Origin of the sequence: Nocardioides anomalus (assembly GCF_011046535.1) — a bacterium.
GTDB lineage: Bacteria > Actinomycetota > Actinomycetes > Propionibacteriales > Nocardioidaceae > Nocardioides > Nocardioides anomalus.
This window is the reverse complement of sequence record NZ_CP049257.1, coordinates 1809860-1830343: the sequence shown is the minus strand read 5'-3', so window position 1 is coordinate 1830343 and position 20484 is coordinate 1809860. Positions and strand designations below refer to the sequence as shown.

At 73.3% G+C, this 20484-nt stretch carries 23 protein-coding genes; 6 read left to right on the top strand and 17 right to left on the bottom strand.

Features of this window, described 5'->3' with window-relative positions; translation table 11 throughout:
• Genes G5V58_RS09285 through G5V58_RS09275 form a run of 3 tightly spaced genes read left to right on the top strand, consistent with a single transcriptional unit; the run spans position 1 to position 2380 of the window.
• A complete protein-coding gene (locus tag G5V58_RS09285) occupies positions 1-786 on the top strand; it encodes an enoyl-CoA hydratase/isomerase family protein (RefSeq protein WP_165231438.1) in 786 nt (261 codons plus the stop codon).
• Between the two features lie 9 nt (positions 787-795).
• On the top strand, positions 796-1416 hold the full coding sequence (locus tag G5V58_RS09280; protein WP_165231435.1) for a maltokinase N-terminal cap-like domain-containing protein: 621 nt from the start codon (positions 796-798) through the stop codon (positions 1414-1416).
• A gap of 52 nt (positions 1417-1468) precedes the next feature.
• The gene (locus G5V58_RS09275; protein ID WP_165231432.1) at positions 1469-2380 is read left to right on the top strand and encodes a sulfite exporter TauE/SafE family protein; all 912 of its coding nucleotides are present in this window, start codon (positions 1469-1471) and stop codon (positions 2378-2380) included.
• On the opposite strand, the gene G5V58_RS09270 is transcribed toward G5V58_RS09275, so the two are convergent.
• Genes G5V58_RS09270 through G5V58_RS09200 form a run of 15 tightly spaced genes read right to left on the bottom strand, consistent with a single transcriptional unit; the run spans position 2377 to position 15204 of the window.
• Positions 2377-3513: a potassium channel family protein gene (locus G5V58_RS09270; RefSeq protein ID WP_165231429.1), complete on the bottom strand. Its 1137-nt coding sequence runs from the start codon at positions 3511-3513 to the stop codon at positions 2377-2379. The two genes, G5V58_RS09275 and G5V58_RS09270, sit on opposite strands and share 4 nt — an antisense overlap.
• 45 nt (positions 3514-3558) lie before the next feature.
• A complete protein-coding gene (locus G5V58_RS09265; protein WP_230487215.1) occupies positions 3559-4839 on the bottom strand; it encodes an alpha/beta hydrolase domain-containing protein in 1281 nt (426 codons plus the stop codon).
• Positions 4836-5204 (bottom strand): carboxymuconolactone decarboxylase family protein, encoded by a 369-nt coding sequence (locus tag G5V58_RS09260; protein WP_230487214.1) that lies wholly within the window; start codon positions 5202-5204, stop codon positions 4836-4838. Before G5V58_RS09260 ends, G5V58_RS09265 begins: the two co-directional genes overlap by 4 nt.
• Entirely contained in the window at positions 5201-5995 is a 795-nt protein-coding gene (locus G5V58_RS09255; RefSeq protein ID WP_165231426.1) for an NAD(P)-dependent oxidoreductase, read from the bottom strand. Before G5V58_RS09255 ends, G5V58_RS09260 begins: the two co-directional genes overlap by 4 nt.
• On the bottom strand, positions 5992-6729 hold the full coding sequence (locus G5V58_RS09250; protein ID WP_165231423.1) for an SDR family oxidoreductase: 738 nt from the start codon (positions 6727-6729) through the stop codon (positions 5992-5994). Before G5V58_RS09250 ends, G5V58_RS09255 begins: the two co-directional genes overlap by 4 nt.
• A complete protein-coding gene (locus tag G5V58_RS09245; RefSeq protein ID WP_165231420.1) occupies positions 6726-8183 on the bottom strand; it encodes an aldehyde dehydrogenase in 1458 nt (485 codons plus the stop codon). Before G5V58_RS09245 ends, G5V58_RS09250 begins: the two co-directional genes overlap by 4 nt.
• Positions 8180-8740, bottom strand: a complete 561-nt coding sequence (locus G5V58_RS09240) for a nuclear transport factor 2-like protein (protein WP_165231417.1) — start codon at positions 8738-8740, stop codon at positions 8180-8182. Before G5V58_RS09240 ends, G5V58_RS09245 begins: the two co-directional genes overlap by 4 nt.
• A complete protein-coding gene (locus G5V58_RS09235) occupies positions 8741-8935 on the bottom strand; it encodes a ferredoxin (protein ID WP_165231414.1) in 195 nt (64 codons plus the stop codon). It lies immediately after the preceding gene.
• A 7-nt stretch (positions 8936-8942) separates the two neighbouring features.
• Positions 8943-10271: a cytochrome P450 gene (locus G5V58_RS09230; protein ID WP_165231410.1), complete on the bottom strand. Its 1329-nt coding sequence runs from the start codon at positions 10269-10271 to the stop codon at positions 8943-8945.
• Positions 10268-11044 (bottom strand): SDR family oxidoreductase, encoded by a 777-nt coding sequence (locus G5V58_RS09225; RefSeq protein WP_165231407.1) that lies wholly within the window; start codon positions 11042-11044, stop codon positions 10268-10270. Before G5V58_RS09225 ends, G5V58_RS09230 begins: the two co-directional genes overlap by 4 nt.
• Positions 11041-12228, bottom strand: coding sequence for a cytochrome P450 (locus G5V58_RS09220; protein ID WP_165231404.1), 1188 nt, complete (start codon positions 12226-12228; stop codon positions 11041-11043). The genes G5V58_RS09225 and G5V58_RS09220 overlap by 4 nt, the downstream gene beginning before the upstream one ends.
• Entirely contained in the window at positions 12225-12779 is a 555-nt protein-coding gene (locus G5V58_RS09215) for a TetR/AcrR family transcriptional regulator (protein ID WP_165231401.1), read from the bottom strand. The genes G5V58_RS09220 and G5V58_RS09215 overlap by 4 nt, the downstream gene beginning before the upstream one ends.
• Before the next feature lie 33 nt (positions 12780-12812).
• Positions 12813-13661, bottom strand: coding sequence for an EamA family transporter (locus tag G5V58_RS09210; protein ID WP_165231398.1), 849 nt, complete (start codon positions 13659-13661; stop codon positions 12813-12815).
• Between the two features lie 10 nt (positions 13662-13671).
• A complete protein-coding gene (locus tag G5V58_RS09205; RefSeq protein ID WP_230487213.1) occupies positions 13672-14835 on the bottom strand; it encodes an RNA polymerase sigma factor in 1164 nt (387 codons plus the stop codon).
• A gap of 24 nt (positions 14836-14859) precedes the next feature.
• Positions 14860-15204: a YciI family protein gene (locus G5V58_RS09200; RefSeq protein ID WP_165231395.1), complete on the bottom strand. Its 345-nt coding sequence runs from the start codon at positions 15202-15204 to the stop codon at positions 14860-14862.
• A 95-nt stretch (positions 15205-15299) separates the two neighbouring features.
• Between G5V58_RS09200 and G5V58_RS09195 the strand changes: the two genes are divergently transcribed.
• Entirely contained in the window at positions 15300-16826 is a 1527-nt protein-coding gene (locus tag G5V58_RS09195; protein WP_165231392.1) for an ATP-dependent DNA ligase, read from the top strand.
• 29 nt (positions 16827-16855) lie between these two features.
• Here the strand turns inward: G5V58_RS09195 and G5V58_RS09190 are convergent, their stop codons facing one another.
• A complete protein-coding gene (locus tag G5V58_RS09190; protein ID WP_165231389.1) occupies positions 16856-17575 on the bottom strand; it encodes a LamG-like jellyroll fold domain-containing protein in 720 nt (239 codons plus the stop codon).
• A gap of 181 nt (positions 17576-17756) precedes the next feature.
• On the opposite strand from G5V58_RS09190, the gene G5V58_RS09185 reads away from it, so the two are divergent.
• A complete protein-coding gene (locus tag G5V58_RS09185) occupies positions 17757-18440 on the top strand; it encodes a TetR/AcrR family transcriptional regulator (protein ID WP_230487212.1) in 684 nt (227 codons plus the stop codon).
• Between the two features lie 120 nt (positions 18441-18560).
• On the top strand, positions 18561-19136 hold the full coding sequence (locus G5V58_RS09180) for a cysteine hydrolase family protein (protein WP_230487211.1): 576 nt from the start codon (positions 18561-18563) through the stop codon (positions 19134-19136).
• A 25-nt stretch (positions 19137-19161) separates the two neighbouring features.
• Here G5V58_RS09180 and G5V58_RS09175 read toward each other — a convergent pair whose 3' ends face one another.
• Positions 19162-20451 (bottom strand): acetyl-CoA C-acetyltransferase, encoded by a 1290-nt coding sequence (locus G5V58_RS09175; protein ID WP_165231383.1) that lies wholly within the window; start codon positions 20449-20451, stop codon positions 19162-19164.
• Positions 20452-20484 lie beyond the last annotated feature (33 nt).

Below are 20484 nucleotides of genomic sequence, written 5' to 3'. Positions count from 1 at the left end.
ATGTCGCTGCAGGTGGCCGACGCCGACCGGGTCCGCACCCTCACCCTCGACCGGCCCGAGGCGCTGAACGCCTTCGACGAGGCGCTCTACGACGCGCTGGCCGACGCCCTGCTCGCCGCCGCGACCGACGACACCGTGGCCGTCGTCCTGCTCACCGGCGCCGGCCGCGCGTTCTGCGCCGGCACCGACCTGCACGAGATGCACCGGATCGCCACCGACCCGACGTTCCCACGCGGCCGGCACGGCTTCCCCGGACTCGTCGATGCCCTCGACGCCTTCCCCAAGCCGCTGGTCGTCGCGGTGAACGGCATCGGGCTGGGCATCGGCTGCACCGTGCTGGGCTTCGCCGACCTGGCCCTGATGGCCGCCGACGCCAGGCTCAAGTGCCCCTTCACCTCGCTCGGCGTCGCGCCCGAGGCCGCGTCGTCGTACCTCCTGCCCCTGCTCGTCGGCCGTCAGAACGCCGCCTGGCTGCTGCTGTCCTCGGAGTGGGTGAGCGCCGACGAGGCGCTCGGGATGGGGCTGGTCTGGCGGGTCTGCCCGCCCGAGACCCTCCTGGAGGAGGCCCACCGCCACGCCGCACTGCTCGCCTCGCGCCCCCTCTCCTCGCTGGTCGCGGTCAAGCGCACGGTCACCGAGCCCCGCCGCGCCGGCGTCGCGGCCGCCCGCGAGCGCGAGGGCGCCGCCTTCGCCGAGCTCATGGGCGGCCCGGCCAACCTCGAGGCGCTGGCCGCCTTCGCCCAGGGGCGGGCACCGGACTTCACGGCGCTGCCCCCCGGGTGGTGAGGTGAGCCCATGGCCCTCGTCTACCCCCACGCCACCCTCGAGCCGTCCAAGCGCGAGCTCATCGACGCCTGGCTGGCGTCGCGTCCCTGGTACGACGGTCAGCCGCGCAAGCCCACCGGCTCGTTCCGCTTCGACGACCCGGCCGGCGAGGTCGGGATGGAGGGCTTCCTGGTCGGCGGGGAGGGCCTGGACACGCTCTTCGTGCCGCTGACCTACCGCGCCGCGCCCCTCGAGGGCGCCGACGCGCACCTGGTCGGCACGACGGAGCACTCCGAGCTCGGCACGCGCTGGGTCCACGACGGCTGCGCCGACCCGGTCTTCGTGCGCGCCCTGGTGACCGCGATCGTCACCGGCGCCCGCGGGGTGGACCACGAGTACGACCTGGGCGACGGCCCCGAGACCAGGCCGACCAACGCCCAGGTCCAGGGCTCGGGCCGCGCGGACGCGGCGGTGGCGGGCGTCGAGCTCGTCGGGAGCCACGACGAGGGTCCGCTCACCGTGGTCGACGCCGGGCCGATCGAGCTCGTCGTCGCGCGCGTCGTCGGCACCCGGCTCGAGGCCGCCGAGGTGCTGCGGGCGAGCTGGAAGGGCGGCGAGGACGTCGCCATCGCCGGCGTGCGTCCCGGCTGAAGTCGACCAACTCAGTAGGCATACTCTGTTCAGAACGGGCAACCGGCAGGGCATGCGCAAGATCGTCCTGCTGGCCCTGGTCGGCCTCGGTGCGCAGCTGGTCGACGGCAGCACCGGCATGGCCTACGGCGTCACCTCGACCACGCTGCTCCTCGCGATCGGCACCAACCCCGCCGCGGCGTCGGCCACGGTGCACCTGGCCGAGATCGGCACCTGTCTGGTCTCCGGGGCCTCGCACTGGCGCTTCGGCAACGTCGACTGGTCGGTGGTGGCCAAGGTCGGGCTGCCCGGGGCGGTCGGGGCGTTCGCCGGCGCGACCTTCCTCTCCAGCCTGTCCACGGAGACCGCGGCGCCGCTGATGTCGGCAATCCTGCTGCTGCTCGGCGGCTACGTGCTGGCCCGGTTCACCTTCCGCGGGCTGTCGTCGGAGCACCTCGGCAAGCCCCTGCGCAAGCGCTTCCTGGCCCCGGTCGGGCTGGTGGGCGGCTTCGTGGACGCGACCGGTGGCGGCGGCTGGGGGCCGGTCAGCACCCCGGCGATCCTGGCCAGCGGCCGCCTGGAGCCGCGCAAGACCGTCGGCTCGGTGGACACCAGCGAGGTCCTCGTGGCCATCGCGGCCAGCATCGGCTTCATCGTCGGGATCGGCTCGGAGGGCGTCCGCTACACCTGGGTCCTCGCCCTGCTGGCCGGCGGCATCGTCGCGGCGCCGGTGGCGGCCTGGCTGGTCCGCCACATCCCGCCCCGCGTCCTCGGCTCGCTGGCCGGCGGGATCATCGTGCTGACCAACGCCCAGACCCTGCTGAAGAGCGACTTCGTCGACGCGTCGCTGACCACCCGCACCGCGGCGTACGTCGTGCTCGGGCTGGTGTGGGTGGCCGCGGTGGCGTACTCGTTCAGCGAGTACCGCAAGAACCGCGACGAGGAGCAGCGCATCGTCCGGCAGGCCGAGCCGGCCCTGGCCTAGGCCAGGTCGTGGTCCATCTCCAGCGGGGCCAGGGTCCCCAGTGACTCGGCGACGACGACCAGGTCGTCGCCGTGGGAGAGGCGGAAGTCCTCGGGCGGGTTGACGTAGGCCTGGCCGCCGCGGCTGACCGACAGCAGGGTGGCCCGGTGCTCCGAGCGCAGCTTGGCCGAGAGCTCGTCGACGGTGTAGCCGACGTAGTCGTCGGGCAGCTGGACGCGGTAGAGCTCGGAGCCGTCGCCGCCGGAGACGATGTCGGTGACCAGGTTGGCCAGCCCCGGGTAGAGCGAGGAGCGGGCCATGAGCCGCGAGACGAGCTGGCTCGAGACCAGGATCTCGTCGGCGTCGGCGCGCTGGAAGTGCTCGACGTGCTGGGGGTTGTTGACCTCCACGACGGTGCGGACCTGCGGGGCCAGGGACTCGATGGCCATGACGCACAGGATCGACTTCATGTCGGCCTCGTTGGACCCGTCGGCCGGGCAGACGACCGCGGCCATCGCGTCCTCGATGCCGGCCCGCTTGAGGTCCGCGGCGGTGGTGATGTCGCCGCTGACGAAGTAGACGCCCTCGCCGGCGGGGTTCTTGTCGGTGTCGTGGATGACCACGATCTTGGTCGTGTACTCGTCGGTCGAGAGCTCCTGGATCAGCTCGCGCGCGGTCGCGTTCCAGCCGCAGACGATGATGTGGTCGCGGTAGCCGGAGGCACCCATGCCCTGGCCCTCCTTGAGCAGGTAGTCGATGAGGAACCCGACCAGGGCTCCGGTGAGCGAGGCGACGATGGCGACGCCGAAGAGGATGAGCAGCCAGCCGACGACGTACCCGGTCACGGTGTGGACCCGGCCGGACTCGCCGGCGCTCATCACCGTGGTCAGCGACCAGTAGAACCAGCCGACGAACTGCTTGGAGAAGCCGCCGAGGCTGCTGAAGCCGCGGTCGGTCTCGTGGCGCTCCATCACCGTCACCAGCACCGAGGACAGCACCAGGATCCCGGCCAGGAAGACACCGAGACGGGAGAAGAACGAGGAGTCCATCCCGCTGGTCAGCCGCTTCACGTGGAAGGCGGCCCGGCGCAGGATCGGGATCGAGAAGAACGTCGAGAAGCGCTTCGGGATCACGGCCATGGCGCGGGTGATCATCCCACCGGCGGTGTCCCGCCCACATGACTCGTCCGAGTCATTGTGTCAGTCCGCGAGCAGCTCCGGCCGCGCCTCGGCGAGCACCTCGGCGCGGTCCTCGGGCAGGACGAACCCGGCCGCGACGGCCGCGTCGGTGGCCCGCTCGTACGCCGCGAGGTACGCCGCCCGGTCCGGCCAGAGCCGCCGCAGCACCTCGGCGTCGAGCGGGAGGGTGCTGCCGAAGAGCTGGCACAGGTAGGACGCGTCCGGGTCGGTGTCGCCGCGGTAGGTCTCCACCGGCGCCTCCACGCAGGGCGTCCGCACCCCGCCGACCGCGTTGCCGGCCCGGTCACGGACGAGCTCCCGGCCCTCGAGCGCGAGCCGGGCCGCGGTGGGCGCAGGGTCGCCGTCCCGGGCCCACCCGTCCAGCCAGCGCAGCGCCGCGCGCACCACGTAGGCCTGCTGGCCCCGGTTGACCGGCCGCGGACAGCCCAGCACCGCCTCGAACTCGCCGATCACGTAGCGGTCGGCGTGGGCCGTGCCGGCCACCTCCCACAGCCGCACCCGCGCGCCGTCGGGCTGGCGGGCGCGGACGTGGTCGAGCAGCCCGACCAGGTCGGTCTCGGTCTGCACCATGAGCACCGGCACGTCGAGGTCGTCGCGGATGGGCGCGGCCGCGCCGGTGCGGTAGGCCCGCGGGTCGACCGCCTCCCCCGGCTCGCCCAGCGGCATCGCCGCGGCACCCCGGGAGTGGATGAGGAAGCCGTCGAAGACGCCGGTCTGCTCGTGCACGACGTTGGCGAACGTGGTGAGCGCGTAGGCCGACTGCGACTCCCCCAGGGCCAGCCGGACGTCGACGACGAGGTCGGGCAGCAGGTCGTCGAGGGCCGCGGCCACCTGGGCGAAGATCGAGTAGGAGTACGCGTCGCCCGGGTGGTGCAGCGCGGCGTAGCGCTGCCGGCCCTTGATCCCGGTGGGCGCCACCCCGGCCACCCCGACCGCGGCGGCCCCGCCCTCGACGCCGACGTGCTGGGCCGAGACCCCGACCCAGGCGTGGCCCCGGCGGACGATCTCCGCCGCGAGGTAGGTCCAGTCCGGCGCGGCGTCGGAGCCGGAGGAGACGTTGAGCCACTCGACCACGACGGTGCCAGAGAACGACCCCGGGCTCGCGGGCCGGCGTACGGCGACCCGGGTGGCGTACGCCGCCGGCTCGTGCCCGGCGTACGAGACGGCGGTGCCGCGCGCGACGTGCTCGCTGCGCACGTAGTCCCAGGCGGCCAGGTCCGGCCCGGGCCGCGCCGACAGCAGCCCGTCGTTGCCCGGCGGCAGGGCCTCGAAGCTCGTCACCGCTGCTGGGCGACGCTCTGCTCGACCAGCGTCGCCAGCCGCGAGCCGGCCGGCCAGCCGGCGTAGTGGCACAGGAAGATGGCCGCCTCCCGCAGCGCCTCGGCGTCCAGGTCGCCGGAGGACAGCGCCGCCGGGACCTGGATGGTCAGCACGTCGTGGCCGCCGGTCCCGGTGAGCAGCCCGATCAGCAGCAGCCGGCGGTCCCGGTCGGAGAGGCCCGGGCGGTTCCAGATCTCGGCGAACAGGTGATCGGCGGTCAGGGCGAAGAAGTCACCCGACCCGTCGGTCATGTCGAAGCCGTAGACCTCCTCCATCCGCTCCAGCCCGCGGCGGCGCTCCTCGGGCAGGTCGTCGAACTTGCTCACAATCCGAGCCCCTTCGCCAGGTCCGCCCGCGAGAGCTCCGCGAGCGGTACGTCGACGTCCAGTGTGGCGGCCAGCTCGATGGCGAAGGACAGGTCCTTCTCGCCCAGCGCGCGGACGTGGTCGAAGACGCCCCACCAGAAGTCGTCCGGGTCGAGCGCCGCGGTCGTCGCGCGGTGCATGATCGCGCCCGGCCCGCCGGTGATCGCGTCGGTGTGGCGCACCACCTCGCCCAGCGCCCTGAGGTCCAGTCCCGACGCCTCGGCCAGCCGCTGCGCCTCGGTCACCGCGGTGAACGCGACGAAGTGGATGAGGTTGCGGGCCAGCTTCATCCGGGTGCCGGCCCCGAGGGGTCCGGCGTGCACGACCAGCGAGCCCATCGCCTCCAGCGCCGGGCGGGCCACCGCGACGTCCGCCTCGTCGCCGCCGACCATGATCGCCAGCGACCCGTCCGCTGCGCCCATCGGGCCGCCGCTCACCGGGGCGTCCAGGACCCGCAGGCCGAGGTCGGCCAGCGCGGCCGGCGTCTCGGGCGAGACGGTCGAGTGCACGACCAGCACCGGCGCGTGGCCGGATGCCCGCACCTCGGCCGCCACCGACCGCACCTGGTCGTCGTCGCGGACCATCACGCAGAGCACGTCGGCGTCGGCCACGTCGGCCACCGAGTCCACGGTCACCGCACCGTCCAGCTCGACCGGCACCACGTCGTGCACGCGCAGGTCGAACGGCACGGCCAGCCGCGCGGCCATCGGGCGGCCGATGGTGCCCAGCCCGACGAACCCGATGCGCGTCATGGCCGGAAGGTCTGGCCGCCGTCGACCGCGACGATCTGCCCGGTCACCCACGAGGCCTCGTCGGAGAGCAGGAACAGGCAGGCGCCGACCAGGTCCTCGGGCTGGCCCATCCGTTTGAGGGCGAGCCCCTTGACCAGCTCCCTCGCGGCGTCGCCGGCCTGCTTGTGCGTGGCCGCGGTGTCGGTCGGGCCGGGCGCGATCGCGTTGACCCGGATGCCCATGCCGCCGAGCTCGTGGGCCAGCTGCTGGGTCAGGCCGTTCAGGCCGGTCTTGGCCAGGCCGTAGAAGCCGGAGTAGAGGTATGCCGCGGTGGAGCTCTGGTTGACGATCGAGCCGCCACCGCGCTGCTGCATGGACCGGTAGCAGGCGCGGGTCATCACCAGGGCCCCGTCCATGTTCACCGACATGAACGTCCGGTAGTAGTCCCAGTCCACGCTGATCAGCAGGTCGAACTCCATGTCGCCGTAGATCGCGGCGTTGTTGACCAGCAGGTCGATGCCGCCGTACGCCGCCACCGCGGCCTCGGCCATCGCCGCCGCCGACTCGTGCGAGGAGACGTCGGTGCGGACGAACAGCCCGCCGATGTCCGCGGCGACCTCCTCCCCCGCATCGGCGTTGAGGTCGGCCACCACGACCGAGGCGCCCTCGCGGGCCAGCGCCCGGGCGTAGGCCTCGCCGATCCCCTGCGCCGCGCCGGTGACCACCGCGACCTTGTCCGTGAACCGGGTGCTCATGCGGGCTCCGCCATCGTCTTGGTCTCGAGGTACTCCTCGAAGCCGGCCACGCCCATCTCGCGGCCGACCCCGGACTGCTTGTAGCCGCCGAACGGCGCGTCCGGGCTGAACCACACCCCGCCGTTCACCGCGAGGGTGCCGGTCCGGATCCGCCGGGCCACCGCTCTGGCCCGCTCCAGGTCCCCGGAGTCCACCGAGCCGGAGAGGCCGTAGGCCGACTCGTTGGCGATCCGGACCGCGTCGTCGTCACCGTCGTGCGCGATGACCACCAGCACCGGCCCGAAGATCTCCTCCTGGGCCAGTCGGCTCGAGTTGTCGAGTCCCGCCACCACGGTGGGCTCGACCCAGAAGCCGTCCCGGTCGATCACGTGACCACCGGTGGCGAAGGTGCCGCCCTCCTCCTCGGCCAGCCGGAGGTAGGACTCGACCCGGTCGCGCTGCACCTGGGAGATGACCGGGCCGCAGATCGCGCCGGGGTCGGTCGGGTCCTGGGCCCCGATCGACTCCATCGTCTGCGCGGCGACCCGGACGGCCTCGTCGTACCTCTCGCGGGGCACGACCAGCCGCGTGGTGATCGCGCAGCCCTGGCCGGCGTGGATGCAGGCGGTGAAGGCCGTGGCGCCGGCCACCGCGGCGACGTCGGCGTCGTCGAGCGCGATCGCGGCCGACTTCCCGCCCAGCTCGAGGAACACCCGCTTGAGGGTCGGCGCCGCGGCCGCCATGATCGCGCGGCCGGTCGCGGTGGAGCCGGTGAACGACACCATGTCCACGCGCGGGTCGGTGGTCAGCACCGAGGCCACCTCGTCGGACCGCGGCGAGACCACGTTGAGCACGCCGGGCGGCAGGCCGGTGTGCTCGGCGGCCAGCCGGCCCAGCTCGCAGGCCAGCCAGGGCGTGTCCGGTGCCGGCTTGAGCACGACGGTGCACCCGGCCGCCAGCGCCGGGCCGACCTTGGCCAGGTTGATCTGGGTCGGGACGTTCCACGGCGTGATCGCGGCGACCACGCCGACCGGCTCGCGGCGTACCGTCCGCCGGCTCCGGATCCCCATCGGCGCCGCGACGCCGAGATCGGTCTCGTACGCGTAGGACTCGGCCAGGTCCGCGACCCAGCGCAGCCCGTCGACCGGGACGTCGAAGCCCGCCGCGGTCTGCATGAACGCCGGCATCCCGACCTCGGCGGTGGTCAGCGCCCCGAACGTCTCCGCGTGGTCGAGCAGCGCCCGGTGCAGCTGGCGCAGGCAGTGCACCCGCAGCGCGACGTCGGTCGACCAGTCCGACTCGTCGAACGCGCGCCGGGCGGCGGCGATGGCGGCGTCCACGTCGGCCGCGGTGGCGTCCGGCGCCTGGCCGATCTCGGCGCCGGTGGCGGGGTTGAGCACGGCGTAGGTCGCGCCGTCGCTGGCGGGGACCAGCGTGCCGTCGATCAGCAGCAGCGGCGGGGGCGGCAGGCTCACGCGTCCCCCACCACCGGCGGCCACACCGACGACGGCAGGTCGGCGTGGGTGAAGTGGCCCGGCTGCGACCTGCCGTCCAGCGACATCCGGTCCAGCAGCCCCTGCGGGGCCTTGCCGCTGCCGGCGATCTCCAGGAACGTCGTGGCGACGCTGCCCAGGTCGAACCAGTCCCGCTGCCAGGCGAACCCCTCGGGCGTCCAGCCGAACCACGAGCCGCCGATGCCGCGGATCTCGTACTCGCGCCCCGTGGCGTCGTCGGTGATCCCCGCGCGCTGCTTCCAGAAGCCGACGACCATCCCGTTGGTCTCGTCCATCACCGTGGCCACGTAGTCGTAGTGCCACCCGTCCAGCCCGGCCATCTCCAGCCCCAGCGCCCACTCGCGGATCTGCTCGCGGCCGACGGCCATGAAGTGCTCGTCGGGGGTGTACATCCAGCCGTACGTCGCGTCCTCGGTGTAGAAGTCCGCCATCGGCCCCCAGTCGCGCTCGGCCTCGGCGGTGCGGTTGGCGACCAGCCAGCGCTCCCAGAAGGCGTCCATCTCGGCGCGGTCGTACATCTAGGCCTCCTCGATCGACAGAGCCATGGCGGGGCAGTAGCGGACCGCGGCCTCGACCTCGGGCCGCAGGGTGTCGTCGGGGTGCTCCTGCAGGACGGCGACCCGGTCGTCGTCGGCGTGGCCGAACACGGTGGGCGCCTCGCCCTGGCACATCTGGTGGGCCTGGCACAGGTCCAGGTCGGCGACGACCCTCATGCCGGCCTCATCGCGCACGCTTCCGGTAGCGGACCCGGCACGGCTGCTGGAGCTGGATGACCATCTTGGAGACGTCGTCGCGGTAGCTCTCGCCGGGCTGGGTCATCTCGAACTCGTAGTCGCGCAGGAGGACCGAGAAAATGGCCTTGAGCTGCATCATCGCGAACGCGTTGCCCACGCACCGGTGCCTCCCGGCGCCGAACGGGATCCAGGTCCAGCGGTTCTGCAGGTCCTCCTGGCGGGGGTCCAGGTAGCGGCCCGGGTCGAAGAGGTCGGGCTCGGGGAAGTCCGTGGCGATCCGGTTCGAGACCCGCGGGCTCGCGGCCACCATGGTCCCGGGCGCGATCCTCTGCCCGGCCAGCTCGATCTCCTCCTGCACCACCCGGAGCAGGATGACCAGCGGTGGGTGCAGCCGCAGCGTCTCCTTGAGCGCCGCCTCCAGCCGCGGGATCGAGCGCAGCGCCTGGAAGCTGATCTCACTGCCGTCGGCGTAGAGGACGTCGAGCTCGGCCACCACGCCCTCCAGCACCTCGGGGTGGCGGAGCAGCTCGATCAGCGCCCAGGCCGCGGTGCCGGACGAGGTGTGGTGGCCGGCGAACATCATCGAGATGAAGATCCCGGTGATGTGGTCCGCGCTCATCTCGATCGAGATGAGGACGTCGAGCAGGTCGCGCTCCTCACGGGCGACCTTCCCGCGCTCCTGGCGCCGGTCGATGATCGCCTGGACCAGCGCGACCAGCTCCTCGCGGGCCGCGTCGCGGCGGCGGAAGGACTCGATGTCGGCGTACGGGTCGACGTAGGCCAGGGCGTCGGTGCCGCGCTCGAGCTCGTGGTAGTGCTGGGCGAAGCTCGCGTCCAGCTCCTCGCGGAACGGCTGGCCGATCAGGCAGCTCGACGTCGTGTAGATCGTCAGCTCGGCGAACCAGTCGAGCAGGTCGATCTCGCCCTCGTCGCCCCACTGGCCGACCATGCGGTCGATCTCGGCCTCGATGGTCTGCGCGTGGCCGCGCATCATGTCGCCGCGCAGGGCCTGGTTCTTCAGCATCTGCTGGCGCTCCTCGGGCGAGGCGTCGAAGACCACGCCCTGGCCGAAGATCGGCGTCATGAACGGGTACGCCGCCGCCTGGTCGAGGGTGGAGTCGGGCGCCCGGAAGAACTGCTCGTTGGCCTCCGCGCCACTGACCAGCACCACGTCGCGGTCGGCCAGCCGGAAGCGGCCGATGTCGCCGCACTCATCGCGGACCCGGTGGAACAGCCCGATGGGGTCCACCCGCAGCTCGGCCAGGTGGCCGAACCCGTCGTCGGGCACCGCGTAGGAGACCTCGGGGATGGTCATGCGTCCTCCAGGGGTGCTTCGGGGCTGACCTCGACCAGCTTGAGGTGCACGCCGCGCGGGGCGCCGACGACGGTGGCGATGGCCTCGGCCACGGCGGCCGGCTTCATGAAGTGCGGGTGGCGGGCCAGCCCGAAGCGCACCCACTGGTTGAGCACGAACGCCGCGTCGTCGGGATCCCAGTCCTCGCCCATCCCGCTCCAGGTCGGGCCGGGCCGGACCACGGAGGCGCGGACGCCGGTGCCCTCGAGCTCCAGCTGCAGGCTGGCCACCAGCCCCTCCAGCCCCCACTTGCTGGCGGAGTACGCCGCCATGAACGGCCGGGGCTGCACGGCGGTGTCGGAGGACACGAAGAGCAGGTCGCCGCGGCGCCGCTCCAGCATTCCCGGGACGAAGGCGCGGACCAGCCGGTGCGCCCCGACCATGGCCAGGTCCAGCTCGCGGGTGACGCGCTCGGAGTCGATCTCGGTCAGCTTGCCGGGGGCGACCGCGCCGGCGTTCGAGACGACCACCTCGATCGGGCCGAGCTCGTCGGTCACCGCCTTCGCGAACGCCTGCACCGACCCGTCGTCGGTCAGGTCGAGCGCGTGGACCGCTGCCTCGCCGCCGTCGGCCCGGATCTGCGCGGCGACCTCCTCCAGCCGGTCGGTGCGCCGGGCGCCGAGCGCGACCGGGAACCCGGCCCTGGCCAAGGTCAGCGCCGTGGCCGCGCCGATGCCGGAGCTGGCGCCGGTCACCACGGCGGGCCGGCGCGCGGGCTGGTCGTACTTGCTCATCGCGCCACCACGCTCATCGGGACCGAGGCGAAGCCGCGCACGTTGAGCGAGTGCACCCGGACGCTCCGGTCGTGGTCCACCTCGACCTCGCCGACCCGGCGCACCAGCGCGGTCAGCGCGACGCGGGCCTCGAGCCGGGCCAGGTTCGCGCCCAGGCAGAAGTGGCGGCCGCCGCCGAAGGACAGCAGCGGGGCCAGCTCGTCGGGCTCGCGGTGCACGTCGTACTCGTCCGGTCGGGAGAAGACGCGCTCGTCGCGGTTGGCCGAGCCCAGGCAGAGCAGCAGCTTGGAGCCGGCCGGCGCGGTGCGGCCGTGCAGCTCGACGTCCTGGAGGAGGAGGCGGGCCAGCAGCTGGCTGGAGGTGTCGAAGCGGAGCGTCTCCTCGATCCAGGGCGCGACCAGGGTCTCGTCCGCGAACACCGCCTCCAGCTGGTCGGGGTGCCGGGTCAGGTGGAAGACCGCGTGGCCGAGCAGCTTGGTCGTGGTCTCGTTCCCGGCCACCACCATGAGGAAGAGGAAGGCGATGACGTCCTCGTCGGTCAACCGGTCGCCGTCCACCTGCGCCGCGATGAGCGCGCTGGTCAGGTCGTCGCTGGGCGCGCGCCGGCGCCGGTCGACCATCTCCTGGTAGTACGCCGCGAGCCAGAGCGCGGCCTCCATGCCGGCCTGCGGCACGTCGTGCACGCCGTCCTCGCGGTGCACGACGACGTCGGCCTGCCGCCGCACTTCGGCCCGGTCCTCCTCGGGCACGCCCATCAGCTCGGAGATGACGTCCATCGGCAGCTTGCCGGCGAAGTCGGTGATCCAGTCGAAGGTGCCGGCGTCGAGGCACGCGCCGAGGTACCGGTCGGTGAGCGCCTGGATGCTCGGCAGCAGGTCGTGGACCCGGCGCGGGGTGAACCCGCGGGAGACGAGGGACCGGAGCCGCTTCTGGCGGGGCGGGTCCATCCCCAGGATGGACATCACGCGGTGCGCGTCCGGGCTCCAGGCCGACTTCTCGATGGCCACGCCGTAGGAGTTGGAGTAGGTGCCCTCGGTGCGCAGCGCCTCGGCGATGTCGGCGTGCCGGCTCAGTGCCCAGAGGTCGAGGTCGGGGTTGTGGTGCAGCGGCTCGTGCTCCCGGAGGTGGGCGTACGTCGGGTAGGGGTCCTCCTGGAAGCCGTAGTCGTACGGGTCGAGCCTCACGCGTTCCCCCTCACCACGGTCGTGACCACGCGCTCGAGCCGGGCCGGCAGGTCGGCGTAAGAGATGAGGCCGAGGCCGGTCTGCAGCAGCGCACCGGTGAGCGCCAGCAGCAGCGCGTCGAGGACGTCCTCGTCGGCTGCGTCGCCGAGCGCCTCCCGGAACCGGCCGACCAGCTCCGCGCCGATGCTGACCCGGACCCGCTCGACGTCGGGGTCGGTGCCGAGCAGCGCGTGGTTGGCCGCGGCCGCGAGGTGCGGCCGCTCCTGCAGCACGCGCGCCAGGTGGGTGGTCACGCTGACCACCCGGTCGCGTGGCGTTCGGCCGGCGATCTCCGGTGGGTGCGCCAGCAGGACCTCGCGGTGGAACAGCTCGGCGAACAGGTGGTTGCGCGAGCTCAGGTAGTTGTACGCCGTCGCGGTGGACGTCCCGGCCCGGTTGGCCACCCCGCGGATGGTGAGCGCCTCGACCCCGGCGTCCTGCAGCTCCTCGTCGGCCGCACGCAGCAACCGGTCCAGGGTGGCGGCCTGCGGCACCTTGACGGCGTTGGACACCTGTCCAAACTAGAACGTGTTCTCGTGCGGTGTCTAGAGGCTGAAGGCCAGCACGACCGCGCCGGCGGTGATGGCCACGGCCGGCAGCAGCCGGCGCCGGGCCGCCTGCTCGTGCAGCACGAAGGCGCCGATGACCACCCCGACCGCGATGCTCAGCTCGCGCAGCGCGGCGATGGCCGCCAGCGCCCCCGAGGTCTGGGCGACCAGCACCAGCCCGTAGGCCAGCAGCGACACCGCTCCCCCGGTCAGCCCGAGCAGGACCTGGCGACGCTCGACCTGACGCAGCCGGCGACCGCGGCGCACGACGGCGACCAGCGGCAGCACCCACGACTGCAGGAGGAACAGCCAGCCGGCGTACGCCACGACCGGCGCGCCGCCGGAGACCGCGAGCCCGTCCACGACGGTGTAGCCCGCGATGGCCGCGCCGGTCCCCAGCGCCGCGGCCAGCCCGCGACCCGGGCCGCGACCGCCGACCAGCGTGACGCCCAGCAGCCCGGCGACGACCAGCGCGACGCCCACGACGACGTCCGGACCGAGCGGCGAGCGCGGCGCGAAGAACGACGCCACCGCGGTCAGCGCGACGCCGGTCCCCCGGGCGATCGGGTAGGACCGGCTCAGGTCGCCGTGCTCGTAGCTGGCCCAGAGCAGCAGCATGTACGCCACGTGCAGGGCCGCGCTCAGGGCGGCCAGGGCCAGGTGGTGCCCGTCGATCGGCCCACCGGTCACCACCAGGACCGCGCCCAGCGCGAAGGCGGACGTGCACAGCAGCGCGAAGCCGACGAGCCGGTCCGTCGCCGCGTGCGCGATCGCGTTCCACGTCGCGTGCATGACCGCAGCGATCAGGACGAGCACCACGACCAGCGGTCCGGGGTCGAGGTGCACCCGCGGCACCTTACGGCTGCTCGTCCCGCCGTCGGCGCAGGAACCGGCGCTCGCGCTCGTCGGTGGTGAGCGCCAGCGCCCGCCCGTACGCCGCGCGCGCCTCGTCGTGGCGCCCGAGCCGGCGCAGCAGCTCGGCACGGGTGGAGTGCAGGTAGGGGTAGCCGTCGAGCCGCCCCGCCTCCGCGTCGACCAGCGCGAGCGCCTGCGCGGTGTCGCCCCGCTCGGCCACCGCGACGGCCCGGTTGAGCCGGACGACGGGCGAGCCGGTGCGCTCGGCCAGCTCGGCGTACAGCGCGGCGACCTGCTCCCAGTCCACCGGGTCGGCGGTCTGGAGGACGGCGACGGCCGCCTGGAGGGCGTACGGCCCGCGTGGGCCGATGGCCCGGTCCGCGTGGCGCCGGGCCTCGGCGAGCTGGGCGTGGTCCCAGCGGGTGCGGTCCTGGTCCGCGAGCAGGACCAGGTCGTCGCCGTCGCGGCGGGCGGCCCGGCGGGCGTGGTGGGCCAGCATCAGCGCCAGCAGCCCGTGCACCTCCGCCTCGTCCGGCATCAGCGCCAGCAGCACCCGGCCGAGCCGGAGGGCCTCGTCCTCGAGGTCCACGCGGCCGGCGTACCCCTGGTTGTAGACGAGGTACACCACGGCCAGCACGACCCCGAGCCGCTCGGGCAGGAGGTGGTCCGGCGGGACGCGGAACGGGATGCCGGCGCCGGCGACCTTCCGCTTGGCCCGGGTGAGCCGCTTCTTCATGGTCTCCGGGGCGACGAGGAACGCGGCGGCGATCTCCTCGGTGCTCAGCCCGCCGACCGCGCGGAGGGTGAGCGCGACCTGCGCGTCCTGGGCGAGGGCGGGGTGGCAGCAGGTGAAGAGCAGCTCGAGCCGCTCGTCGGGGATCGTGCTCGGGTCCACGTCGGCGACCTCCTCGGGCCGGTCGAGCAGCGGCAGCTTCGCCGCGAGGGTCCTGGCGCGCCGCAGCTGGTCCAGGGCGTGGTTGCGCGCGGTGCGGACGAGCCAGCCGGCGGGGTTGGCCGGCACGCCGTCGCGCGGCCAGCGCTCGGCGGCGGTGGCGAACGCGGCCTGGACCGCGTCCTCGGCCAGGTCGAGGTCGCGGAGCAGGCCGACCAGGACGGCGAGGACGCGGCCCCACTCGTCCCGGAAGACCTGCTCCAGCTCCTCCACGCTCAGCGCACCCTCGGCGCACCGTCAGTGGGGTGGCAGCAGGAAGGGCCGGACCTCGACCGCGCCGCCCATCCGGGCCGCCGGCACGCGCGCCGCGATCTCCAGCGCGCCGTCGAGGTCGTCGGCCTCGACCAGGTAGTAGCCGCCCATGACCTCCTTGGTGTCGGCGAACGGGCCGTCGGTGACCAGCGCGGAGCCGTCGGCGACGCGGACCGTCGAGGCCAGGTCGGCGCCCTGGAGGTGGCCGCCGCCCCAGACGCGGGGGTCCTCGCGGATCGCGAGGTACTCGGCGGTCACCGCCGCCCGCTCCTCGTCGGTGTCGCCGTCCTGGGCGTGCGGGTCGGTGTAGATGAGCAGGGCGTAGTGCACGGTGACTCCTCGGTGTCGGTGTCGTCTGACATCTTGATGACGAACGGCGCCCCGCTCCGGGGACACGCGCAGGCGAACTCGTGGAGGACTGTCCGATGCTGCTGGCCGACCTGGTCGCGACCTCGGCCGAGGTCGCGGCCACGCGCTCGCGCAAGGCCAAGACCGCGGCGCTGGCCGCACTGCTGTCCTCGGTCGGCACGGCACCGCCCGAGGAGATCGCGGTGGTGACGTCCTACCTGGCCGGCTCGCTGCGGCAGCGCCGGACCGGGCTCGGCTGGCGGTCGCTGTCCGCGCTGCCGCCGCCCGCTCCCTCGCCGTCGCTGAGCGTGCTCGAGGTGGACGCGGCCTTCACCGCCATGGCCGAGCTCTCCGGGCCGGGCTCGCAGAACGCCCGGTCCGAGGCCGTCGCCGCGCTGTTCGCCCGCGCCACCCCCGACGAGCAGCGCTGGCTGCGGGGCGTGGTCACCGGCGAGGTCCGCCAGGGCGCGCTCGACTCGCTGGTCCAGGAGGGGCTGGCCGCGGCCGGCGGCGTCCCGCTCGCGGCCGTCCGGCGCGCGGCCATGATGGCCGGCTCCACGGTGGCCGTCGCGCCCGCCGCGCTGAGCGGCTCCGAGGACGCGCTCGCGACGTACGCCCTCGAGGTGATGCGCCCGGTCCTGCCCATGCTGGCCTCGTCGGCCACCACCGTCGCGGCCGCGATGGCGAAGGCCGGCGGCGGCCCCGGCCGCCCCGTGGCCGTGGACACCAAGCTCGACGGCGTCCGGATCCAGGTGCACCGCTCCGGCTCCTCGGTGTCGATCGCCACCCGCTCGCTGGAGGACATCACCGCCCGCCTGCCCGAGGTGGTCGACGTCGTCCGCGCCCTGCCCGCCTCCCAGGTCGTGCTCGACGGCGAGGTCCTCGCTCTCGACGACCACGGCCGCCCCCGGCCCTTCCAGGAGACCGCGTCCCGCGCCGCGATGAGCGAGGGCGTCCACCTCACGCCCTACTTCTTCGACCTGCTCCACCTCGACGGCCGCGACCTCGTCGACGCCCCCGGCTCCGAGCGCCTCGCGGCGCTGGCCGCGCTCGTCCCCGACGAGCACCTCGTCCCCCGCGTCGTCACCGACGACGTCGACGAGGCCGACGCCTTCACCGCCCGCGTCCTCGAGCTCGGCCACGAGGGCGTCGTGGTCAAGGACCTCGCCGCGCCGTACGACGCCGGCCGCCGCGGCTCCGCCTGGGTCAAGGTCAAGCCGGTGCACACGCTCGACCTCGTGGTGCTGGCGGTCGAGTGGGGGTCCGGTCGGCGCCGCGGGTGGCTGTCGAACATCCACCTGGGGGCCCGGGACGGGGACGGGTTCGTGATGCTCGGCAAGACCTTCAAGGGCATGACCGACGAGATGCTGGCCTGGCAGACCGAGCGCTTCACCGCCCTTGCCCGCGACCCCGAGCACGTCCGCGACGCCCACGTGGTCGAGCTCCGGCCCGAGCAGGTGGTCGAGATCGCCTTCGACGGCCTCCAGCGCTCGACGCGCTACCCCGGCGGACTCGCGCTGCGCTTCGCCCGGGTGCTGCGCTACCGCGACGACAAGACCGCGGCGGAGGCCGACACCATCGAGACGGTGCGAGCGCTGCTGTGAGTCACAGCAACGCTCGCACGGTGCCTCGCTCAGCCCTTGATGAGGTGCAGCCAGTCCATCTCGCCGGCGAAGTAGTCGCAGCTGTCGGCACCGGTCGCGGGGTTGCTCGTGTCGCAGTCGAACTTGCCCCCGATCGTCCACGGCTTGCGGTTGTCGATGGTGCCCGTCGGCTTGCGGATGCGCTTGTTGAACACACCGTCGACGTAGAGGCGGACCTCGCTCGGGGTCCGCTCGCACCGGATGGTGTGCCAGGCGCCGTCGCTGGTGTAGATGCTCGACTTCACCGCGGCCTGACCCGAGGGTGACTTGAACATGCAGCTCATGTAGCCCCCTGGTTGCTGGAACTTGACCTGACCGCCCGCAGTCGTGGCCTGTCCCTTCTGCACCACGTTGCCGAACTTCACGGTGGAGCGGAACCGGAACTCCACGGTGAAGTTGCCCGCGCCCGGGTCGAGCGACCCGTCCGGCGCTTCGTTGACCATGATCAGGTGGTCCGCGCCGTAGTACGTCGTGGCGTCCGGCGGGTGCCGGTCGATCACCGCCGACGTCCCCGTCATCTTGATGTGCGACCCGATGGCACCGTTGTGCCCGAACCCTGAGCCGTCGACCGCGACGGTCGACCCGGGGCTCTCGTTGAACTCCAGGTCGAGTGTGGTCTGAGTGGCCGCATAGGCGGCCGGTGTCGAGATGCTGGTCGCGGCGAGCGCCGCCGCGACGCCCACCAACCCCATGAACTTCCTCGCGCGCACTGGTGTCTCCCTCTCTGGCAACCGGCGGCAACAACCGCGGCGTCAGGATGTCCCGTCAAGACGGCTCTGCCGGGCCGACCCCGCCATATCACCAACATCGGTGATGCCGGCGGTCGAGCCAACGCTGACGAACCCGTCACACTCGTGCAACTCGGAGTTGCACACCGTTTACCATCGGATCGTGGCCACCCGCGCACCCGAGACCGACGGCCGCCGCAGTGCGGCGGCGGCGCGGCGGCGGGCGCGGGAGAAGGAGATCATCGCGGCGACCCGGGCGCTCTTCGACGAGCGTGGCGTGCGCGACGCGCAGATCGAGGACATCGCGCGGGCGGTGGGGATCAACCGGGCCATCGTCTACCGACACTTCTCCGGCAAGGAGGAGCTGTTCGCGCTCACCCTGGTGAGCTACCTCGACGAGCTGCACGCGGCGCTGCAGGGCGCGGCCGGCGGCGGGCTGAGCCCGGAGCGGACGCTGGAGAGCCTGGTCGGGGCGTTCGTGGACTACGGGCTGGCCCACCCGGCCTTCATCGACTGCGCGCAGGCACTGATGCGGCGCAGCGGCCCGGAGCTCCTGGACGAGATCAGCGAGAGCGCGCTGTTCCGCCTCGGGCGCGGGATCAGCGGCTGCCTGGCCGTGCTGCAGGAGGCCCTCCAGGCCGGCGTCGACGCGGGCCGGTTCACCGTCGAGGACCCGGCGCTGCTGGCCAACACCCTGTACGCCAGCGGGCTCGGCGCGCTCCAGCTCGCGCGGGTCGGGATCCTGGTCGCCGAGGCCACGCCCGGCGTGCCGACGGTCGGCGAGATCTCGCCGGAGCAGGTCCGCGCCTACCTCGTCGACTCCGCCCTGGCGCTCGTCACCCGCTAGGACGGCGCGGCGCCCGGGCCGCGGCCCGCACGAACGCCAGAGTGCCCGGGTGGACCACGCCTGGCACATCGAGCAGCGCGAGTACGACCGCCAGGAGAGCCGCCGCGGCACCCGGCACGCGTGGGACCAGCTCGACCCGCGTCGTACGGCGCTGGTGGTGGTCGACGTGGTCCCTTCTTCTTCGAGGACAACGACTACGTCCGCGGCACGGTGCCGCGGATCAACACCCTCGCGACCGCACTGCGGGCGAGGGGTGGCACCGTCGCCTGGGTCGTGCCGACGTCGCGTGAGCTGCCCCCGCGCGACGTGGAGTTCTTCGGGGCGGACATCGCGGCGATGTTCAACGCCTCCGGCGGCAAGGGCCCGGTCCGCGCGCGGCTCTGGCCGGAGCTGGAGCCCGCGGACGACGACGTGTACGCCGAGAAGACGGCCTTCAGCGCGTTCTTCGCCGGCGCCAGCGACCTGCACGAGCAGCTGCAGGCCCGAGGGATCGAGAACCTGGTCGTCGCAGGCACCGTGACCAACGTCTGCGTGGAGGGCACGGTCCGCGACGCGGCCGGGCTCGGCTACCGCGTGGTCCTGGTCGCCGACGCCTGTGCGGCGCGGCGCGACCAGGACCACAACGCGACCCTGCACGTGGTCTACCGGACGTTCGGCGACGTCCGGCCGACCAGCGAGGTGCTGGAGCTGTTCTAGGGTGCGTCGACCACGTCAGCGCACCCTAGGCGCGCTCGAGGATCGCCACGACGCCCTGGCCGCCGGCGGCGCAGATCGAGATCAGGCCGCGGCCGGTCCCACCCGAGGAGCTCGCCAGCAGCTTGGCCAGCACCGGCACGATCCGGCCGCCGGTGGCGGCGAAGGGGTGGCCGGCGGCCAGCGAGGAGCCGTTGACGTTGAGCTTGGCGCGGTCGATCGAGCCCAGGGGCGCGTCGAGGCCGAGGCGCTCCTTGCTGAACACCGGGTCCTCCCAGGCCTTGAGCGTGGACAGCACCTGCGAGGCGAAGGCCTCGTGGATCTCGTAGTAGTCGAAGTCCTGCAGCGTGAGCCCCTCGCGCTGGAGCATCCGCGCGACGGCGTACGCCGGGGCCATGAGCAGCCCCTCGCCGCCGTGCACGTAGTCCACGGCCGCGGTCTCGTACGCCGTCAGGTAGGCCAGCGGCTCCAGGCCGTGCTCCGAGGCCCACTCCTCCGAGCCGAGCAGCACCGCGGAGGCGCCGTCGGTCAGCGGGGTCGAGTTGCCCGCGGTCATCGTGGCGGACTCCCCGCGACCGAAGACCGGCTTGAGCTTCGCCAGCTTCTCCACGCTCGAGTCCGGACGCAGGTTGTTGTCCTTCTCCAACCCGCGGAACGGCGTGATCAGGTCGTCCATGAACCCGGCGTCGTAGGCCGCGGCCAGGTGCTGGTGCGACGCGGCGGCGAGCTCGTCCTGCTCCTCGCGGCCGATCTGCCACTCCAGCGCGGTCAGCGCGGCGTGCTCGCCCATCGACAGCCCGGTGCGCGGCTCGCCGTTCTGCGGGATGGACAGCCCGATGTCGCCGGGCCTGATCGCGGCGAGGGCCTTGAGGCGCGAGGTGGTGTCGCGAGCCGCGTTGACCTTCATCAGCTTCTTGCGCAGCTTCTCCGAGATCGCGACGGGCGCGTCGGAGGTGGTGTCCGAGCCGCCGCCGACGCCGGAGTCGATCTGGCCGAGCGCGATCTTGTTGGCCACCTCGATGACGGCCTGGAGGCCGGTGCCGCAGGCCTGCTGGATGTCGATGGCGGGGGTCTCGGGCGAGAGCTTCGAGCCCAGGACCGCCTCGCGGGCGAGGTTGAAGTCGCGGGAGTGCTTGAGCACCGCGCCGGCCACGACCTCGCCGAGCCGCTCACCCTCGAGGCCGAAGCGGGTGGCCAGCCCGTCGAGGGTGGCGGTCAGCATGTCCTGGTTGGAGGCCGAGGAGTAGGCGGTGTTGGACCGCGCGAAGGGGATCCGGTTGCCGCCGAGGACCGCGACGCGACGAGTGGACGAGTTCATGGGGCAAGTTTCTCGCGGGTAACTTGGTGGGAC